The organism is Barnesiella viscericola DSM 18177 (assembly GCF_000512915.1).
Classification (GTDB): Bacteria; Bacteroidota; Bacteroidia; order Bacteroidales; family Barnesiellaceae; genus Barnesiella; species Barnesiella viscericola.
Window position 1 is genome coordinate 777,472 of the sequence record NZ_CP007034.1, and the last position, 19,153, is coordinate 796,624.

A 19,153-nucleotide genomic window follows, 5' to 3' on the forward strand; every position below is an offset into this window, starting at 1 on the left:
TAGCCCCTTCATACAGTAACGATAATACTTTAATTTTCGCAAAGAAAAGAGTGTGTCTGCATGTAATCTTTGCGCGAAAATATTATCTTTGTCCCCAAACAACTAATTATCGCACCCTTATCACAATGAAACACACAAGCATCACCGCGGCACTACTCGGCCTGCTGCTCATGAGCTGCCAGTCGAGCAAGACCCAGTATTACGAGAAACACCTCGTATTTCCCGAAGGGGCTACCCTTGAAGAGAAGGTCGACATGGCCTCGCGCCTGGTACCCTCGCGCCAACAACTGCAATGGCAGGAACTGGAACTGACCGCCTTCCTGCACTTCGGCATCAACACCTTCACCAACAAGGAGTGGGGCGACGGGACAGAAGACCCGCAACTGTTCAACCCCACCGAACTCGACGCCGAGCAATGGGCCCGCACCTTGAAAGAGGCTGGCTTCAAAATGGTAATTCTCACCGCCAAGCATCACGACGGCTTCTGCCTGTGGCCCACCGCTACCACGCGGCACTCGGTAGCCTCGTCGCCCTGGAAAGCTGGGAAAGGCGATGTGGTGAAAGAATTGAAAGAGGCTTGCGACAAATACGGACTGAAATTCGGCGTCTACCTCTCGCCCTGGGACCGCAACGCCGAGTGCTACGGCGATTCGCCCCGATACAACCAGTTCTTCATTCAACAGCTCACCGAGCTGCTCACCAACTACGGCGAAATACACGAGGTGTGGTTCGACGGAGCCTGTGGTGAAGGGCCCAACGGGAAGAAACAGGTTTACGACTGGGACGCCTTCTATACCACCATACAACAACTGCAACCCCACGCCGTGATGGCCATCATGGGCGACGACGTGCGCTGGGTGGGCAACGAACGGGGCTTCGGCCGGGAGACCGAGTGGAGCGCCACGGCTCTCGTGCCGGGTATTTACCAACGGGCCGACAGCGTGAACCAGGCACTGGGGCTGAACAACAAGAGCGAAGACCTGGGCAGCCGTGACCTGCTGGCCCGAGCCCACGAACTCTTCTGGTACCCCTCGGAAGTCGACGTCTCGATTCGCCCGGGGTGGTTCTATCACCCGACCGAAGACAATCAGGTGAAATCGCTGGCCCATCTGGTCGACATCTATTTCGAGTCGGTAGGCTACAACTCGGGCCTGCTGCTCAACATACCGCCCGACACACGAGGCCTGATACACGAGAACGACGCCCGGCGCTTGCATGAGCTGGGACAATACATCGAGCGCACCTTCGCCACCGATTACAGCAAAAACGGCAACCGCCCGGTTACCGGCAAGGAGGGCGACTCCTTTGAAATCGACATACAGGACAACGTCCCTGTCAACACCCTGATGCTGCAAGAAGAAATCGAGAAGGGGCAGCGTATCGAAGCCTTTACCGTAGAGGCCTCGATCAACGGTGCCTGGACCCCGGTGGCCGAGGGTACGACCGTGGGCTACAAGCGGCTCATACGATTCGACGACCTCATTGCCGACAAGCTGCGGATAACCGTCGACCGGTCGAGAGCCGACTTCTCCATCAAGCGGGCCGGCATCTACTATGCCCAACCGGTCACCGATTCTACCGATACCGAGGGTGCCTCGCTCTTCTCCCCCAAAAGCTGTCAGATAGGTAACCATAATGCACCCGAGGCTATCGACGGCAACAGCTCGACAGCCGCCTATGCCGAAGGTCTTGTACCCATTCTGATCGACCTGGGCGAGGTCAAGACCGTGAAAGGCTTCTGCTACACCCCCGTGGCCGAAGGTCGAACCGAAGGGACCATCTTCCGCTACCGCCTCTCCCGCAGCAACGACGGCAAGAGCTGGGAGCGCATCGTCGACCGGGCCGAGTTCAGCAACATCAAGAACAACCCCATACCTCAATATGTCACTTGGGACAAACCGGCCGAGGCCCGTTACCTGAAACTCGAACCGCTCGAAGAGATGAACGGGCAGGCCAAAACCTCGGTTGCCGAGTTTGGTGTCATGCTGCCCGAATAGCGAGAAACTGTTCAATACCATCATACCTGCCGACACCCGGCCTCATAACGAGGTCGGGTGTCGGTGCTTTTTCACCCCGTTCCGTCTGCTGTCAAAAATGTTACATTCCCTGTCACAAAGGTTTCGTGTAACATTTGTAGGAGCTTTCGCAACATTTGTTCTATGTGCTGGGGCGAACCTTGTTCTATTTTTGCTCTCACTAAGCCAAAAACAAGAACTTAACAAAACCCAACTTACCATGAAAAAAGGTATGATAAATCAAATTCTCCACAAAACCAGTACAGTCCTGCTGCTCGTTGCGCTGACCTGCGGAAACGCTTGGGCACAAGAGCAAGCCAACACCAATCAATCGGAAGACGCTTCTACCTCGAAAGAGGAAGGGAATCGTAACGTGATGCTCAACGCCGCCAGTGCCAACGGCCCGCGCGAAATACAAATCGGCCTCCCTTCGGCCGATGTCAACGTACTCGAAAACGGTATGCTCGTGACCTACGCCACCAACCCCCACACGGTCAACACCCTGTGGCGTGCCGATGCCAGCCTGAGCCACGTGGGGCTGCTCAAAATCTCCGAAACGGCCATCACGACCGGTAACATCGGTTATGCCGTCAACTCCTTCACCCAGCTGGGCGAGAAGGGATTCCACGGCACCCTCAACTACAAGAGCAACCATTTCGGCTTGCAGGAGTTCTCGCTCAACGTCAACGGCGGTATCGCCAAAGACTGGTATTACAGCGGAAGCATCTACCAGGACTTCGACCCGGGAACGTTCAAAATCAAATCGACTCCGTTCCAGGACCGTACGCAAATCTACAAATTCGCCCTTACCAAACGCTATAACGACAACCGGGGCGAGTTTACCGCCATCTATCATTACAGCAACAGCCACCCGGTTTACAACTATGCCACCCAATCGGCGCCCTTCATCTATGTAGGCGACGGTAGCGTGCGCGAGTTCGGTGACTTTGCCCTGGGTACCACCTCGTACCTGCCGATGGACAACGAAATGATATATCGCGACATGCGCACCGGCGAGGTGAAGCAGACCAACCTCTACGATGCCGCACAGAATATAGGTAGCATGGCCACCCTCATGAACACCTACACGTGGGACAACGGGCTCAGTTGGAAAGCCGTCATGAAATATGACCACTCGACAGGTTCGTGCGTATACCAAACACCTATGTCGCTCGACCAGAACGAAGCCAAAATCAACTACCTGTTCGAGGCTGCCGACGGCAGCATGCAACCCTACACGGGCGACTATGTGCAGAGCCGCATGTCGTGTCTGAACCGTGGCTTTATCAACTCGTTCATGTTCACCAGCGAGCTGTCGAAAAAGAATGCCAACAACACTTGGCGCCTGGGTGTGAACGAATGGTTCTACGACATCGACTACACCTCGTCGACCACCATGTATGACCAGTCGGTACCCATGGACGGCAGCTATCCCGTGCGCCTCTACAACGCCGACTATGCCACCTATACCGACCGCACCTACGCCGGCAACGGATACTACTACGATTTCAACAAGAACGCCTCGGAGTATTACAAGGGATATGAAAACAAGGTAGCACTCTATTTCACCCACGACTGGGACATCACCAGCAAACTGAACCTCTACTACGGTGCCCGGGTTGAATACCAGGCCCTGCGGGGTGAGAATGCTGCCGTCAAGAATGCCGCAGGCGAATATGTAGGCCGCTTTGCCAACTACTACTTGGGAGCAACGGCTCCCGACGGTGTGACCAAGATTACCCCCAACTCGATCGACCACGACTGGTTCAACTACGCACTCACGGCCGCTGCCACCTACAAGTTAACCAAGCAGTTCGGTCTCACGGGCGACTTCACCTACATTACCCAACACCCCAAAATCGAGAACTTCGCACCGGCCACACTCCCCAACGTAGGCCAAATCTCGGTGCCTCTGGGTCGTGCCGGTATCTATTACAACAACAGCTGGTTGAGCTTGACCTCGCTCTTCTCCTACATCTCAAAGACCAACAACAACTCGACCCTGAACCTGCAACACAAAACGGCTGGCGGACAGACCGAAATCATGGCCGCACCGCTCAACTTCGACATACAGACGCTGGGTTGGACCACCGACGTGGTAACCCACCCCTTCAAGGGATTTGACCTGCACTTCCTCTTCACCTACCAACAACCGACCTACAAGAAATACGAGACTTCGGTCACCTTCTCCGACGGTTACGTAGGACAGATCAACGCCACGGGCAACATCGTAGCCGAGATTCCGCAAATCATCATCGAGATTGACCCCAGCTACATGATTACCGATGACTTGAAGATTTGGACCAGTTTCCGCTATTTCAGCAAGACCTACGCCAACATCAACGATGCCTACTACTTCAACGGCCGTTGGGAGACCTTCGGTGGCGTAAACTGGCAGGTGAACGACAAGCTGGCCCTGGGTTGCACGGTGGTCAACTTCCTGAACCAGACAGGTGCCAAGGGTAGTATCGCCGGTGCCGAACTAATCGAGAAAGAGGAGGCCAGTCAATATGCCGGGCACGTGATGGCCGGTAGCTACATACGGCCCTTCACTGTCGAGTTCAGCGCCAGCCTCAAATTCTAAGGGAAAGACCTATAACGATAGGTATTAATCCCCGGGCCGGAGAAATCTCCATATTACAAGAAGCAGCAACATAAAAGACGAGGTCGTCGAGCACCAGTTGCGACCTCACGGAGTCCGGACCCGGACCAACACAAGCCTTGCCTGCTCAGGCTCGATAAATAGGAACAGGTAAAAAAGATTGTTTTTAGGTTATTACAAAATTATTTTCAAGTATTCAAATCAATAAATAACATAACAGCCATGAAAATGAATTTCAGACATTCAACAAAAGTGCTGGCCACAGCAGCCTCCTTGGCCGCTCTCGTAGCCTGCCAGCCGCAAAAAGGGAACATCAGCCTCGAACATCAAGGCGATACGCTCACCATCGTTCACATCAAGAACCCCTCGAAATATTTGATTCTCCCCATTCAGGAGTCACGCCCCGAAGGTAAGGTAAAACTCGACACCGGCAGTGCGGCCGACGTGGCCATGGACGTTCGCCTGGCCATCGATAGCGTGGACTACTACGTACCCTTCGCCCTGCCCGAGGGTGTCAAGGAGGCTACCGTAACCATCGGACGCGTAGCTGCCGACGCCATGTGCTGGGACAGCCTCCGTCTGGCCGACACGTTCGACACCACCAACCGGGAGTACTACCGTCCCGTCTACCATCACACCCCGCTCTACGGCTGGATGAACGATGCCAACGGTCTGGTCTACAAAGACGGCGAGTATCACCTCTATTTCCAATACAACCCCTACGGTTCCAAGTGGGGCAACATGCACTGGGGACACTCGGTGAGCAAAGACCTCATTCACTGGGAACACCTCGCACCGGCCATCGCCCGCGACACCCTGGGGCACATCTTCTCGGGTAGCTCGGTAGTCGACCACAACAACAGCGCCGGCTACGGCAAGGACGCTCTGATTGCCTTCTACACCTCGGCCAGCGACGAGCATGGACAAATCCAGTGCATGGCTTACAGCACCGACAACGGCCGCACCTACACCAAGTATGAGGGCAACCCCATTCTCACCCCGTTCGACGGATTGAAAGACTTCCGCGACCCGAAAGTATTCTGGTACGAACCGGCTCAAAAGTGGTACATGATTGTATCGGCCGACAAGAACATGCGCTTCTACAACTCGACCGACCTGAAACACTGGGAATACCTGAGCCAGTTTGGCGAAGGCTACGGCGTTCAACCCAACCAGTTCGAGTGCCCCGACTTCATTCAACTGCCTGTCGACGGCGACAAGAACCACATGAAATGGGTGATGATTGTCAACGTCAATCCGGGTTGCCCCTTCGGCGGTAGCGCCACCGAATATTTCGTAGGCGATTTCGACGGCAAGGAGTTCAAATGCGACAACGACAAGAGCGTGTCCAAATGGCTCGACTTCGGTAAAGACCACTACGCTACCGTATGCTTCTCCAACACGGGCGACCGCACCATTGCCGTGCCCTGGATGAGCAACTGGCAATATGCCAACGCCACCCCGACCCGTCAATACCGCAGCGCCAATGCCCTGCCCCGTGAGCTCTCGCTCTATACCAAGGACGGCGAAATCTACATGGCTGCCAATGCCGTGAAAGAGACCCAAGGTCTGCGCAAGGGTACGACCGAACTGAACAACATCGACCTCAAAGACGAATATACCGTCAACCCCATCACGACGGGTCCCGAAGGTGCCTGCGAACTGGAAATGGACATCACCCCGGGTAAAGCCGATACCGTAGGCTTCGCCCTCTGCAACGACAAGGGCGAGAAGGTCGACATCTACCTCGACATGAAGGCCGGCCGTGTGGTTATGGACCGTACGCAAAGCGGTATCACCGACCTCACCCCTTATGGCGAAATGACCGTACACGACAAGGAGACCGACGACCACCGCAAGACCCTGTCGGTGAACTACGTCAACGACTTTGCACTGGGCACCTGGGCTCCCCTCTCGCTCTGCAACGGGAAGAGCTACCACCTCGACATCTTCGTCGATAAATGCTCAATCGAAATCTTCGTCGACGGTGGACGCATCGCCATGACCAACCTTGTATTCCCCACAGCTCCTTACAACGCCTTGCGCTTCTATACCCGTGGCGGTGAAGCTCAGGTCGAAAACTTGAAAGTACACCAACTGAGTCTGTAATGTTCAAATCACCCGCATTCCATGAAACACACCCTTATCGTGGCAGCAGCCACCCTGCTTGCCATCAACACAACGAATGCCAGTGAGATGAAACAGATTCGCATCTCTACCGACCGCACCGACCTCGTGCTGAAAGTGGCCGAAAACGGCCGCCTCTACCAAAGCTACTTCGGCGAGAAATTGCTGAACGAGGCCGACCTCAACCAGTTGGGGTGGAGCGTGCATGCCGCCTCCGACGGCAGTGTAAGCCGTCGGGGCTGGGAGGTGTACAGCGGCTCGGGCAACGAAGATTTCTTCGAGCCGGCCCTGGCCATCACCCACAACGACGGTAACCCCTCGACGTGGCTCTACTACGTATCCCACTCGACCCGCGAGGTCGAGGGAGGCGTGCAGACCGACATCGTGCTGCGCGACGACCAGTATCCCGTAGAGGTGACCCTCCACTATGTGGCCTACCCCAAAGAGAATGTCATCAAGACATGGAGCGACATACGCCATGAGGAGAAGAAACCGATTCTCCTCTCGGCCTATGCCTCGACCATGCTCTATTTCAGCCGTCCGGCCTACTACCTGACCGAGTTCAGCAGCGACTGGGCCAAAGAGGCGCAGATGAGCACCCTGCCCTTGCAGTTCGGCAAGAAGGTTATCGACACCAAGCTGGGCAGCCGGGCCGCCATGCACACCCACCCCTTCTTCATCGTGGGGCTCGACCAGCCCGCACAGGAGCGACAAGGCGAGGTACTCATGGGCACACTGGCCTGGACCGGGAACTTCCGCTTCACCTTCGAGGTGGACAACGTGGGTAACCTGCGCGTGATTCCCGGCATCAACCCCTATGCCTCGACCTATAAACTCAAACGCAACGAGACCTTCACGACGCCCGAGTTTATCTTCACTCTCAGCACCGAGGGTACGGGGCAAGGCAGCCGCGACCTGCAAACGTGGGCTCGCAACTACCAGCTGAAAGATGGTAAGGGCCCGCGCCTCACGCTGCTCAACAACTGGGAGAACACCGCCTTCGACTTTGACCAGGAGACGTTGGCCGAACTGATGCGCGAAGCCAAAGACCTGGGGGTAGACATGTTCCTGCTCGACGACGGCTGGTTTGGCAACAAATATCCCCGTAAAGACGACAAAGCCGGACTGGGAGACTGGGAGGTAACTCACGACAAACTGCCCGGCGGTATCGGTGCCCTGACCGATTCGGCCCGCGAGGCGGGTGTGAAATTCGGCCTGTGGATCGAGCCCGAGATGGTGAACCCCAAGAGCGAACTCTTCGAGCGTCACCCCGAGTGGGCCATTCACTACCCCAACCGCGAGACCTACTATTACCGCAACCAGCTGGTGCTCGACATGAGCAACCCCGCCGTACAGGAGTATGTCTACGGCGTGGTGGACCAGTTGCTGAAAGAGAACCCCGGCATCGCCTACTTCAAATGGGATTGCAACAGCCCCATCACCAACATCTACTCGCCCTACCTCAAAGCCGATCAGGGTCAGCTCTACATCGACCACGTGCGGGGCATCTACCGGGTGTTGCAACGGGTGCACGACAACTATCCGCAAGTGGCCATGATGCTCTGCTCGGGCGGCGGCGCACGCTGCGACTACGAGGCACTGAAATACTTCACCGAATTCTGGTGCAGCGACAATACCGACCCCGTGGAACGCATCTATATCCAATGGGGATTCTCGCAGTTCTTCCCCGCCAAGGCCATGTGTGCCCACGTGACCAGCTGGAACCGGAAGGCTTCGATCAAGTTCCGCACTGACGTCGCCTCGATGTGCAAACTGGGCTTCGACCTGGGGTTGAAGGAGCTGAACGCCGACGAACTGCTCTACTGCCAGCAGGCGGTAGCCAACTGGAAACGTTTGCAAAGTGTTATACTCGATGGCGACCAATACCGACTGGTATCGCCCTATGAAAGCAACCACATGGCGGTAAACTACGTGAATGCCGACGGCGACAAGGCCGTGCTCTTCGCCTACGACATCTATCCCCGCTATCAGGAGAAGCTGTTGCCCGTGAAGTTGCAAGGGCTCGACCCCCACAAGTTCTACCGGATAGAGGAAATTAACCTCATGCCCGGCGTAGCCTCGGCCCTGCCCACCAACGGCAAGGTGCTCTCGGGCGACTATCTGATGAAAGTGGGACTCGACGTGTTGGGATTCACCCCCATGCAGAGTTGCGTGGTCGAACTCACCGCTGTCAAATGAATTAACCGGGCAAGCCCTCGGGAGAGCAGCCGACTCGCCGCTCTCCCGAGACTTTCCCTCAAAAAAAATAGAAACGCTTATACGATTATGACTGCTAAACAACAACTGAAATACGGGCGACTTATCCCCGTCATGCTCTGCTTCTTCGCCATGGGCTTTGTCGACCTGGTGGGTATCGCCTCGAACTATGTCAAGGCCGACCTGGGATTGACCGACTCGCAAGCCAACATCTTCCCGTCGCTCGTCTTCTTCTGGTTCCTCATCTTCTCGGTCCCGACCGGCGTATTGATGAACCGCATCGGCCGCAAACGCACCGTGCTGCTGAGCCTCGTGGTAACGGCCATTTCGCTGCTGTTGCCCCTCTTCGGCGACGGCTACGCTCTCATGCTCTGCTCCTTCTCGCTGCTGGGTATCGGTAACGCTCTCATGCAAACCTCGCTCAACCCACTGTTGAGCAACATCATCTCGGGCGAACGGCTGGCCAGCTCGCTCACCTTCGGGCAGTTTGTCAAGGCCATCGCCTCGTTCCTGGCCCCCTATATCGCCATGTGGGGAGCCACACAGGCCATGCCTACCTTCGGACTGGGGTGGCGCGTACTCTTCCCCGTCTACATGGTCATCGCCATCATCGCCATTCTGTGGCTCTCGTCGACCCCCATCGAGGAGGAGAAACCCGACAAGGCTTCGGGCTTTGCCGCCTGCCTGCGGTTGCTGGGCAAACCCTTTATCCTGCTCTGCTTCCTGGGCATCATCTGCCACGTGGGTATCGACGTAGGTACCAACACCACAGCTCCCAAGCTGCTCATCGAACGGGTGGGCATCACCCTCGAAGAGGCCGGTTTTGCCACAAGCCTCTACTTCATCTTCCGTACCGCCGGGTGCCTGCTGGGCTCCTTTATCCTCAACCACCTCTCGGGTCGCAAGTTCCTGGCCATCAGCGTGGCCTGCATGCTGGTAGCGATGATTGGGCTGCTCTCGACCGAGTCGCTCCCCATCATCTACATCTGCATCTCGCTCATCGGATTCGGCAACTCCAACGTCTTCTCCATCATCTTTGCACAGGCACTCACCTTTGTCCCCGAAAAGAAGAACGAGGTATCGGGACTCATGATCATGGGCCTCTTCGGTGGCACCATCTTCCCGCTGCTGATGGGTGTGGCCAGTGATGCCGTAGGCCAGGTGGGAGCCGTGGCCGTAATGACGGTGGGCGTACTCTACCTGATTTTCTATACCTTGAAATTGAAAAACTAACTTATCGACGAATACCAACGCCATGTACAACAACAATAAGATTATCGTAGGAATGGGCGAAGCACTCTGGGACGTGCTGCCCGAAGGAAAGAAACTGGGAGGAGCTCCCGCCAACTTTGCATACCATGTGTCGCAATTCGGCTTGAACAGCCGGGTGGTGAGTGCCGTGGGAGAGGACAAGCTGGGGACGGAGATTCTCGACAACTTCCGCCAGAAACATTTGCAAGGGCTCATCGAGACGGTACCCTACCCCACCGGTACGGTGCAGGTCGAACTCGACAGCGAGGGGGTTCCCTGCTACGACATCAAGGAGGGGGTGGCCTGGGACAACATTCCCTATACCGACGAACTCGACAAACTGGCACAACAGACGCAGGCCGTCTGCTTCGGGTCGCTGGCCCAACGCAGCATCGTGTCGCGCAAGACCATCGCCCGGTTCCTCGACACCATGCCCGACACGCCCGAAACGTTGAAGATTTTCGACATCAACCTGCGCCAGAGTTTCTACACCAAAGAGATTCTGTGCGACTCGTTCAAGCGCTGCAACATCTTGAAGATTAACGACGAGGAGCTGGTAACCGTGAGCCGGTTGTTCGGCTATCCCGGCATCGACCTGCAAGACAAGTGCTGGATTCTGCTGGCCAAGTACAACTTGAAGATGCTTATCCTGACCTGTGGCGTGAACGGCAGCTACGTCTTTACTCCGGGGCATGTTTCGTTTTTCGAGACTCCCACCGTACAGGTGGCCGACACCGTAGGCGCCGGCGACTCGTTTACAGCCGCCTTCACCGCCGCCATCATCTGCGGCCGCTCGGTGCGTGAAGCTCATCAGCTGGCGGTCGACACCTCGGCCTATGTATGCACGCAGCAAGGGGCCATGCCCTTGCTGCCCGAGAGCCTTACGAGCCGACTGGCTTGACGCTTACACTTTTTTAGCTTTTGCCGGAGGGCGGCAGGCTCGGGATATCCCGAGCCTGCCGCCCTCCTCCGTTACATTCCTGGCCAGAACAGCCTTATCATCTCATAAAGAGCGTGTAAGACAACTATCGCCCGGCAATCTTACTCCCCGACAAGAGCTATCCACACCCGCTCGACACACCCGAAACCCAAACCGGGAAAGAGGTTCACAACCAAAAGATTCACCCGGCAGGCTCGCTCGTCTCATTATATTTTTTATCTTTGCCTATCTTAATCTTCAAAACAGAAGCTATGAGACGCCTGCCTATCCTTATACTCCTCGCCCTATGCTCCATCGCAGCCTTGATGCTCACTGCCTGCCATCAAGAGAAAAACCGCATCTTGATTGGAGTGTCGCAATGCAGCGACGACGAGTGGCGCACGCAGATGAACAAGGAGATTGCCCGGGAGGCGCTCTTCTATCCGGGGGTAACCGTCGAGATACGGTCGGCCCACGACGACAATCAAAAGCAGATAGCCGATATAGAATACTTCATGGACGAAGGGGCCGACCTCATCGTGGTGGCTCCCAACGAAGCCGAGGCTATTGCGCCGGTCATAGAAAAAGCCTATGACCGGGGAATCCCGGTAGTACTGGTCGACCGCAAAATCGACTCGGACCACTACACCGCCTACATCGGAGCCGACAACTACGACATGGGACACCAGATAGGTACCTACATTGCCAATCGCCTGCACGGGAAAGGGAACATCGTGGAGCTCACCGGATTGAAGGGCTCTACCCCGGCTCGTGACCGCCACCGGGGACTCATCGACGCCCTGGCCGACGAACCCGGGATACGCATCGTGGCCACGGCCGATGCCGGCTGGTTCCAGCAATCGGCCGAGCGGGCGTTCGACTCCATTCTCGCCCGGCAACCCCTCATCGACCTGGTTTTTGCCCACAACGACCGCATGGCCTCGGGGGCTCACGAAGCGGCCGTGCGCGAAGGTCGTGCCGACGAGATGCTCTTCGTGGGGGTAGATGCCCTCTCGGGTAAAGGGCTGGGGGTAAACCTGGTGACCGACAGTATTCTCGACGCTACCTTCATCTATCCCACCGGGGGCGACCGGGTGGTGCAGGTGGCCATGAACATACTCGAAGGGCGCGACTATCCGCGCGAAACTCTCCTCTCGACCGCCCTGGTCAACCGGCAGAACGCCCGCATCATGCAGATGCAGACGGCCCACATCAGCACCCTCGACGAGAAAATCGAGCGGCTCAACAGTCAGCTCGACGCCTTCCTGCTGCGCTACTCGGCCCAACGCATGTTTCTCTATGCCTGCATCGTGATTCTGGTACTGGTAGGCATTCTGCTCGTGATTATGGTAAGGGCCTTCTGGACCAAGAACCGTCTGAATGCCGAACTGTCGCGACAGAAACAGCAGCTCGAAGAGCAACGCGATCAGCTCATCACCCTGTCGCGACAGCTCGAAGATGCCACGCACGCCAAGCTGGCCTTCTTCACCAACGTGTCGCACGACTTTCGCACCCCGCTCACTCTCATTGCCGACCCGGTAGACCAGCTGAGCCAAAGCCACAACCTCGACAAGCACGAGCGGTTCCTGCTCAACATCATTCACAAAAACGTCACCGTACTGCTGCGGCTCGTCAACCAGGTGCTCGACTTCCGCAAATTTGAAGACGGCAAGCTGCAAATGAGGCTGAGCCAGTTTGACCTGCGGGCCTCGCTCGCCGAGTGGACCGACGCCTTCCGCACCCTCGCCTTCCGCAAACACATTCACTTTGGCATTCAGGCCGACGAGCAAACCGATTTTACCGTCACGGCCGATGCCGAAAAATTGGAGCGCATCCTCTACAACCTGCTCTCCAACGCCTTCAAGTTTACCCCCGAGAACGGGACAATACGCGTCATGCTCTCCCGCTTCGACCGGGAGGGCGAACCCTTCCTGCGCCTGCAAGTGGCCGACACCGGTGTGGGCATGCCTGCCGAGCATGTGCAGCATATCTTCGACAGCTTCTACCAGATTGATGTGCACCACGCCGGTTCGGGTATCGGACTGGCGCTGGTCAAGGCTTTTGTCGAGATGCACCACGGTACGATACACGTCGATACTACCGAGGGACAAGGCACCTGCTTCACCATCGAAATGCCGGTTCGGCAAACGGGGGCCCTCGACCCCGACACGACACGCAGCGCCGTGCTCACCAACCTGAAAGAGGGGGCTGTACTGGCAGCCGACCAGGAATCGTTGCAGACCTCGACACGGGAGTTGCCCCCCGAAGACAAAAAGAGTGTGCTCGTCATCGACGACAACCAGGACATTCGCGACTACGTGCGCGCTGTCTTGCAGGACGAATACCACGTGCTCGAAGCGGCCAACGGCCAGGAGGGTATCCAGATGGCCATGAAATATGTGCCCGATGCCATCATCTGCGACGTGATGATGCCCGTCATGGACGGCATGGAGTGCTGCCGCCGGTTGAAAGCCGAGATGCAGACCTCGCACATTCCCGTGATGATGCTCACGGCCTACGCCATGGACGAACAGAAGATAAAGGGTTATGAATGCGGGGCCGACTCGTATATCTCCAAACCGTTCAGTGCCCGACTGCTCACGGCCCGTCTGCACAACCTCATCGACAACCGCCGCCGCTTGCAGCACTTCTTTACCGACAACCTCAACACGCCCCTGCCTCAGGCCAAACCGGCCGTCAACGAGGTGGACAAGAGTTTTATGGAAAAGTTGCGCCACCTCATCGACGAGAACCTGTCGAATCCCAACCTCAGCGTCGAGGAGCTGGGCGAACAGATTGGATTGAGCCGCGTGCAGCTCTACCGCAAGACCAAGGCGCTCTGCGGCTACTCGCCCAACGAACTGCTGCGCATCGCCCGCCTCAAACGGGCCGCTTCGCTGCTGGCCTCGACCGAAAAGACCGTGGCCGAGATTACCTATGAGGTAGGGTTCAGTTCGCCCTCCTACTTCACCAAATGTTACAAGGAGTATTTCGGCGAGATTCCCACCGACTTTCTCAAACGGAAAAAGGGCGAGAGTTGACCCGTGTCCCGGGTTACTCCGCCCCTTGTGATGCTTCTGATTCAATGACACATCGACAACCCTGCCGATGTATCGCTGTGCGTACCCGAGCCTGTTACAACACGTGCCAGTATTCGAGAGCCTTTCTCACCCCGTTGTCGTCGACCGATGCAGTCACATAGTCGGCCACAGCCTTGATGGGGTCGTTGGCATTGCCCATGGCCACCCCGATGCCGGCTACCTGCAACATGCGAACGTCGTTGCCGCCATCGCCAAAGGCCATGGTCGACCCGATCGGGAATCCGAAATGGCGGGCCACCGTCTTCAATCCCTCTCCCTTGTCGGCTCCCCGGGCCGTCACATCGGCAAAGGTCGGATACCAGCGGCTCGACTCACACGAGGGGAGTTGCGGCATGATTTCGGCCTCGACCTCGGCCGGAATGATAGGCGTCATCTGCGTAATGCGCTGTTTCAACAGCGCGTCGAGCGTGATGGGACTCGACACCTGGTCCAAGTCGAGCAACCGGTGGAAAAACTCCTCCACCTCATGGGTAGCGTTATAGAGCAGGGCATCGGTCTCGCCCACCAAGATGCAGGAGAAACCGCGTTCGTCGGCAAAGCGCATCATCGTCCGCACATCGTCCATGGGTATGGCGTGGCAGGCAATCACCTCCCCGCCGATGACGACGCAGCCCCCGTTGGTAGTCACATAGCCGTCGATGAGATGGGCGATGTCGCCCAGATTGTTGATATAGACCAGCGGACGTCCCGTAGCGATGAAAATCTTTATCCCCTTCTTCTTGGCCGCCTCCAACGCCTCGATTGTGGAGCGGGGAATGCGGTGTGTATTGAAACTGACAAGCGTGCCGTCGACATCGAAGAACAGCGCTTTGATATCCCTTTTCTTTTCCATACTGCAAAGATACACCAAAGGCGGCACTCCCCGCGCCGATATAACCTTTTTTCACGTTGAAAATTGCGGGTAATCCCCCATGCCAAACACGAAAAAATCCGCAGGCCATGGCCTGCGGATTTTCCCAAAAACAACATCAAATAACTTATATAACGAAGTAATCACTCCTCACGGTTATAAATAGAATCCTTCACATCGTTGATGTCGACAAACTTGTTGACGATAGCATAGATGGTCAACCCCGCCGGACTGTGTATCTGCAACTTGCCGGCAATGTTGCGCCGATGGGTGATGACCGTATGGGCCGACAGGCACAACTGTTCGGCAATCTGCTTGTTGGTCATACCCTTGACGACACACACGATAATCTCTTTTTCTCGCTCGGTGAGCGGCTCCTGCCGCCCGACCTTCTGCGAAGCGGCATGCACCAGCTTCTCAAACTTTTCGCGTATCTGCTCGGCGGTATCGTAGACCGAGATGACCTCGTCGTACATTTTCAACACCGAGGCGTCGACCAACGAGTTTTGCAACGCAATCGACTTCGGAGGTACCTCGTCGGCTCCTCGCTTCCCCGTCACGACCGGGACCACGCCCGCCAGACTGGGATTGACAATCAGCACGTCGGGTTTATGCCACGACAGCGAAGCGGTGAGCTGTTGCACATCGGCCACCTCGCTCACTTCGAGATTGAGGGTTGATATCTTTTTCAACACCGAGAGCAACCCCTTGCGGATAATCAACGAAGGCTCTGCTACAATTACTTTTACTACCGGCTTCATCGCGTCTCTTCTATTTTACGTTCCAGCTCCTGAATGGCCGGGACAAACAGATAATCTTCTATGTAGTTGTGCGAGGCCAAATCCTGCTCACAGGTAAAGATGTCGAACAGCACGCTGTTCAGCTCGTTGCTGCCCGATGCCGGATAATACTTGATGAGTATGTTTTTCAGCTCGGTCAACTTGGCCTCGACCTGGTCGTGCCGCTTGCGGAAGACGGCAATACTGTATCCCGCGGGTCGTTCGCCCCGCAACAGGGCATTCACATAGGGGAACACCGTACTCTCCTCGTACCGCATGTGTTTCTGCACCTCGGCCACATACTCGTCGAAGAAGCGGAATATGGCTATGGCAATATCTTCCCCCCCGCAGTCGATAGCCCCCAGCAGATTGCGCCGGATAGCCGGCAACCTGAAATGGAGGAAATAGTCGTGTGAGTTGTGCAGATAGCCCAGCAGGGCCCCTACCGAAATGTCGCCCCGATACTCCTCGGCCTCGCCCTCGTTCAGCAGCAGGTTGACCACAGCCAGAAAGGTACCGGTGTGTACGCCGTTCTCCCGACACACCTCGCCGATGCTCTTGTCGCCGAAACCCAGGGCGATGCCAAACCGGCTCATCACCAGCAACACCGGATAGTTGTCGCACACCAGATCGCTCATGCGGTCGTCTTGATTGTAGGCTCCCAGTTTATACATCTTCTCTTGTTCTTATTGGTTCATGTTTACACAAAGATAATCTCTTTGTTTCAAAATCACTACGGTTTCGACAGTACAAAGAAACAGCTTTCTGCCCGCCCGCACAATCCCCATTTCCCATGAAATCAACACCCCGCCCTACCTAATTGTTGCGATAGGCGACAGGACACAACTTTCTGCCGAGACAAATTTTTCCCGGCCGATAAACTTTTTACCCGGGCTGCATGTTATAGGAGAAAACCAATTATACAACGATATGAAAAAAATTGTTTTTACAGTTCTTGCTGCGGCGGCGCTCATGGCCTGCCAGTCGAACAATAAACAAAATCAGATGGCCGACGAGAGCGAAGCCATAGAAATCGTGGGTGCCGACTCGACCGGTATGATGGACATCTTTGCCTACGAAGGCGTGGTGCCGTCGGAGTCGGGAAAAGGCGACAGCATCGACTATATGGTGATTATCACCCAGCAGATCGACACGGTTAACGGGGTGTATCAACTGACCCAGACCTATGTGACGGCCGACGGTAAAGCGGGCCAGCAAATGAAGAGCAAGGGCAAGAAGTTGTTCCAACGGGGTACACCTCAGGACAAAATGGCCAAGGTCTACAAACTGGTGCCCGACAGCGGCTCGAATCAGACCGTAAACCTGTGGGTCGAGAGCGATACCACCGTAGTGCTGCTCGACGACCAGATGAAGGCCCCGGCCAAACCTGACAATCACCGGCTCAAAGCGGTGAAACATCACCACAAACACCACCTGTAATTCGGCAATATTGTTTTAGGTTTATAGAGAGGAAGCGGGGAGACCCGGTTGTTATCAACCGAACCTCCCCGCTTTTATTGATTCATTCACAAGGGGCCGAACCGCAAACAAGCGGTTCCGCATCTCCACACAAAGGTTTTATCGCACGGCTATCTTGTAGCGGGCCCCCTCTATGTCGACCACATAGATACCGGGCTCTACATCAACGACAGCCTCACTACCGCGGGTAGCATAAACTTTCTGCCCGCTCACGCTGTACACGTCGATGGCATATTCCCGATCGGGAGCCGTCCGCACCACAATCTGCCCGTCGCCGGTAGCATAGGCCACATGCTTGTCGGCCAACTGTTCGGCCACACCCACCTGGGCACGCTCGTGAACCATGATGTGGTCGATATTGATATTGGTCGTACCATCGACAGCCTCGCCCACGAACGAGAGACGCAGGGCCTTCTCTCCCTTGTAGGCATCGAGCGGGATAATCATTTGTACCCAACCCTCGGGTTCATTGCCCGAGACGTAGAGCGGACCGGCAACGGTCTCAAAAGCACCGTTGTTTCTCGATACCTCGACTACCAGATTGTCGCCGCTCTTCTCGCCCGTGGTCTGGTAGATATAGAATCCCAAGGCCGGTTCGGTGAGGTTGCTGATGTCGATTTTAGGGCTGGTCAGACGGGTCTTCGTACCGGTATCGACATTGGTAGCCATGAACGAAGCCAGACCACCGTCGCCGTCCTGCGACTCGGCGTCGGGCGAATAGGCTTGTGCACCTACGCCCCAACCGCCGTCAAGGCCTTCCAGCTTATCGGACATCCACTGGTAGGACATCATGCTGCCGGCAAACGATTCGGTGAAGGGTGCCGGATAGGGAGTACCGATGTAATAGAGCTCGGAATAGGTCCGTGCGCCCTCACCCGATTTAATGGTGTGAATATTGCCGATAGTCCCCAGCGTGGTGAGCTCATCGTCGTTGCTGCACAGAATCATCTGTATCTGAGCCGAATCGCCCTCGTTGAGAAGACGGGCGTTGAATGCCACTCTCACCTCATTGGCCGACAGCATCTCCAACGGCGGCAAATAGAGAATATCGGGAGCCTCGGAGACTACGCTCGACGAGCATACCAAGGCACCGTCCTCGATGTGCCACACTTGACTGTCGGCATTGCCATCTTCCGTATCGAAGCCATCGAGCCCATCTTGGGAAAAATCGCAACGATAAGGCAGTGCATAGGTATCGTTATCGGCCAGATAGTGGTTTTCATAAGTCAACGTCGAACCCGACATCCAGTCACTCAGCGCGTCGTCCCAGCGATAGCTCGTTTCGGTAGCGATGTTGTCATATTCGTCATAGGTGTACTCGTATTTCAGACGTTCGCCCAGAGCCCACGCGTCCAGATACATATAGGAAGATTGCTCCGTGATGTTACCGTGATCGTCATAGCTGTATGTCACACTGTCGGTAGGGTTATACTTATAGTCACCGGTCTCGAAACTGAACACCCGGTTGTACCGTACCAAAGTAATCACCCGTCCTTCCGAATCGTATTGGTACCGACGACGGTCGGCCGGAGAGAATGATAACTTTCATAGTCGTTCATACGACCTTGTTCATCATATCCATACACCTCTTTGCCATTGTTGGCCAGCTCACCGCTGTTATCGGGCATCAAGGTTTCAATCTGTTTCAGGGAGCCATCGCTGTCATAGATATAAATCATCTTCGAGGTCACCTCGTCACCCGAATAGACAAAAACATGGTCGAGCTTCTTTCCCGAATTTCCATCTGCCCCAAACGAAACAAAGGCAATCCACGAAAAGAGTGCAATTAAATAAAGTTTCTTCATAAACATAC

At 55.8% G+C, this 19,153-nt stretch carries 13 protein-coding genes; 8 read left to right on the forward strand and 5 right to left on the reverse strand.

Translation table 11 applies throughout. From position 1 onward, the window contains the following. The first annotated feature begins 125 nt into the window (after positions 1–125). From BARVI_RS03095 to BARVI_RS03125, 7 genes are all read left to right on the forward strand, one after another. Entirely contained in the window at positions 126–1,997 is a 1,872-nt protein-coding gene (locus tag BARVI_RS03095) for an alpha-L-fucosidase (protein ID WP_025277823.1), read from the forward strand. Positions 1,998–2,235: 238 nt separating this feature from the next. Then, positions 2,236–4,599 (forward strand): TonB-dependent receptor, encoded by a 2,364-nt coding sequence (locus tag BARVI_RS03100; RefSeq protein ID WP_025277824.1) that lies wholly within the window; start codon positions 2,236–2,238, stop codon positions 4,597–4,599. A gap of 240 nt (positions 4,600–4,839) precedes the next feature. After that, a complete protein-coding gene (locus BARVI_RS03105) occupies positions 4,840–6,726 on the forward strand; it encodes a DUF4980 domain-containing protein (RefSeq protein WP_025277825.1) in 1,887 nt (628 codons plus the stop codon). Positions 6,727–6,747: 21 nt separating this feature from the next. Next, positions 6,748–8,943, forward strand: coding sequence for an alpha-galactosidase (locus BARVI_RS03110; RefSeq protein ID WP_025277826.1), 2,196 nt, complete (start codon positions 6,748–6,750; stop codon positions 8,941–8,943). 87 nt (positions 8,944–9,030) lie between these two features. After that, complete coding sequence (locus BARVI_RS03115) at positions 9,031–10,194, forward strand: MFS transporter (RefSeq protein ID WP_025277827.1); 1,164 nt, start codon at positions 9,031–9,033, stop codon at positions 10,192–10,194. Between the two features lie 22 nt (positions 10,195–10,216). Then, a complete protein-coding gene (locus BARVI_RS03120; RefSeq protein WP_025277828.1) occupies positions 10,217–11,113 on the forward strand; it encodes a carbohydrate kinase family protein in 897 nt (298 codons plus the stop codon). 290 nt (positions 11,114–11,403) lie between these two features. Next, a complete protein-coding gene (locus BARVI_RS03125) occupies positions 11,404–14,172 on the forward strand; it encodes a hybrid sensor histidine kinase/response regulator transcription factor (protein WP_025277829.1) in 2,769 nt (922 codons plus the stop codon). A 94-nt stretch (positions 14,173–14,266) separates the two neighbouring features. On the opposite strand, the gene BARVI_RS03130 is transcribed toward BARVI_RS03125, so the two are convergent. The 3 genes from BARVI_RS03130 to BARVI_RS03140 all read right to left on the reverse strand — a co-directional run bounded on the left by BARVI_RS03130 (position 14,267) and on the right by BARVI_RS03140 (position 16,535). Continuing rightward, positions 14,267–15,064 carry a Cof-type HAD-IIB family hydrolase gene (locus BARVI_RS03130; RefSeq protein ID WP_038534504.1) on the reverse strand — a complete coding sequence of 266 codons (798 nt, stop codon included), beginning with the start codon at positions 15,062–15,064 and terminating at the stop codon, positions 14,267–14,269. 161 nt (positions 15,065–15,225) lie between these two features. Beyond that, positions 15,226–15,843, reverse strand: a complete 618-nt coding sequence (locus BARVI_RS03135) for a response regulator transcription factor (protein WP_025277831.1) — start codon at positions 15,841–15,843, stop codon at positions 15,226–15,228. Further along, positions 15,840–16,535 (reverse strand): hemerythrin domain-containing protein, encoded by a 696-nt coding sequence (locus tag BARVI_RS03140; protein WP_025277832.1) that lies wholly within the window; start codon positions 16,533–16,535, stop codon positions 15,840–15,842. Before BARVI_RS03140 ends, BARVI_RS03135 begins: the two co-directional genes overlap by 4 nt. A 256-nt stretch (positions 16,536–16,791) precedes the next feature. On the opposite strand from BARVI_RS03140, the gene BARVI_RS03145 reads away from it, so the two are divergent. Beyond that, on the forward strand, positions 16,792–17,301 hold the full coding sequence (locus BARVI_RS03145) for a copper resistance protein NlpE N-terminal domain-containing protein (RefSeq protein WP_157232509.1): 510 nt from the start codon (positions 16,792–16,794) through the stop codon (positions 17,299–17,301). A 138-nt stretch (positions 17,302–17,439) separates the two neighbouring features. Here BARVI_RS03145 and BARVI_RS03150 read toward each other — a convergent pair whose 3' ends face one another. After that, entirely contained in the window at positions 17,440–18,828 is a 1,389-nt protein-coding gene (locus tag BARVI_RS03150) for a hypothetical protein (protein WP_025277834.1), read from the reverse strand. After that, on the reverse strand, positions 18,825–19,145 hold the full coding sequence (locus BARVI_RS03155; RefSeq protein WP_157232511.1) for a hypothetical protein: 321 nt from the start codon (positions 19,143–19,145) through the stop codon (positions 18,825–18,827). The genes BARVI_RS03150 and BARVI_RS03155 overlap by 4 nt, the downstream gene beginning before the upstream one ends. Positions 19,146–19,153 lie beyond the last annotated feature (8 nt).

Coding starts and splice junctions, on each gene's coding strand:
- BARVI_RS03095 (WP_025277823.1), top strand. CDS start 126: ATGAAACACACAAGCATCACCGCGGCACTACTCGGCCTGCTGCTCATG.
- BARVI_RS03100 (WP_025277824.1), top strand. CDS start 2,236: ATGAAAAAAGGTATGATAAATCAAATTCTCCACAAAACCAGTACAGTC.
- BARVI_RS03105 (WP_025277825.1), top strand. CDS start 4,840: ATGAAAATGAATTTCAGACATTCAACAAAAGTGCTGGCCACAGCAGCC.
- BARVI_RS03110 (WP_025277826.1), top strand. CDS start 6,748: ATGAAACACACCCTTATCGTGGCAGCAGCCACCCTGCTTGCCATCAAC.
- BARVI_RS03115 (WP_025277827.1), top strand. CDS start 9,031: ATGACTGCTAAACAACAACTGAAATACGGGCGACTTATCCCCGTCATG.
- BARVI_RS03120 (WP_025277828.1), top strand. CDS start 10,217: ATGTACAACAACAATAAGATTATCGTAGGAATGGGCGAAGCACTCTGG.
- BARVI_RS03125 (WP_025277829.1), top strand. CDS start 11,404: ATGAGACGCCTGCCTATCCTTATACTCCTCGCCCTATGCTCCATCGCA.
- BARVI_RS03130 (WP_038534504.1), bottom strand. CDS start 15,064: ATGGAAAAGAAAAGGGATATCAAAGCGCTGTTCTTCGATGTCGACGGC.
- BARVI_RS03135 (WP_025277831.1), bottom strand. CDS start 15,843: ATGAAGCCGGTAGTAAAAGTAATTGTAGCAGAGCCTTCGTTGATTATC.
- BARVI_RS03140 (WP_025277832.1), bottom strand. CDS start 16,535: ATGTATAAACTGGGAGCCTACAATCAAGACGACCGCATGAGCGATCTG.
- BARVI_RS03145 (WP_157232509.1), top strand. CDS start 16,792: ATGAAAAAAATTGTTTTTACAGTTCTTGCTGCGGCGGCGCTCATGGCC.
- BARVI_RS03155 (WP_157232511.1), bottom strand. CDS start 19,145: ATGAAGAAACTTTATTTAATTGCACTCTTTTCGTGGATTGCCTTTGTT.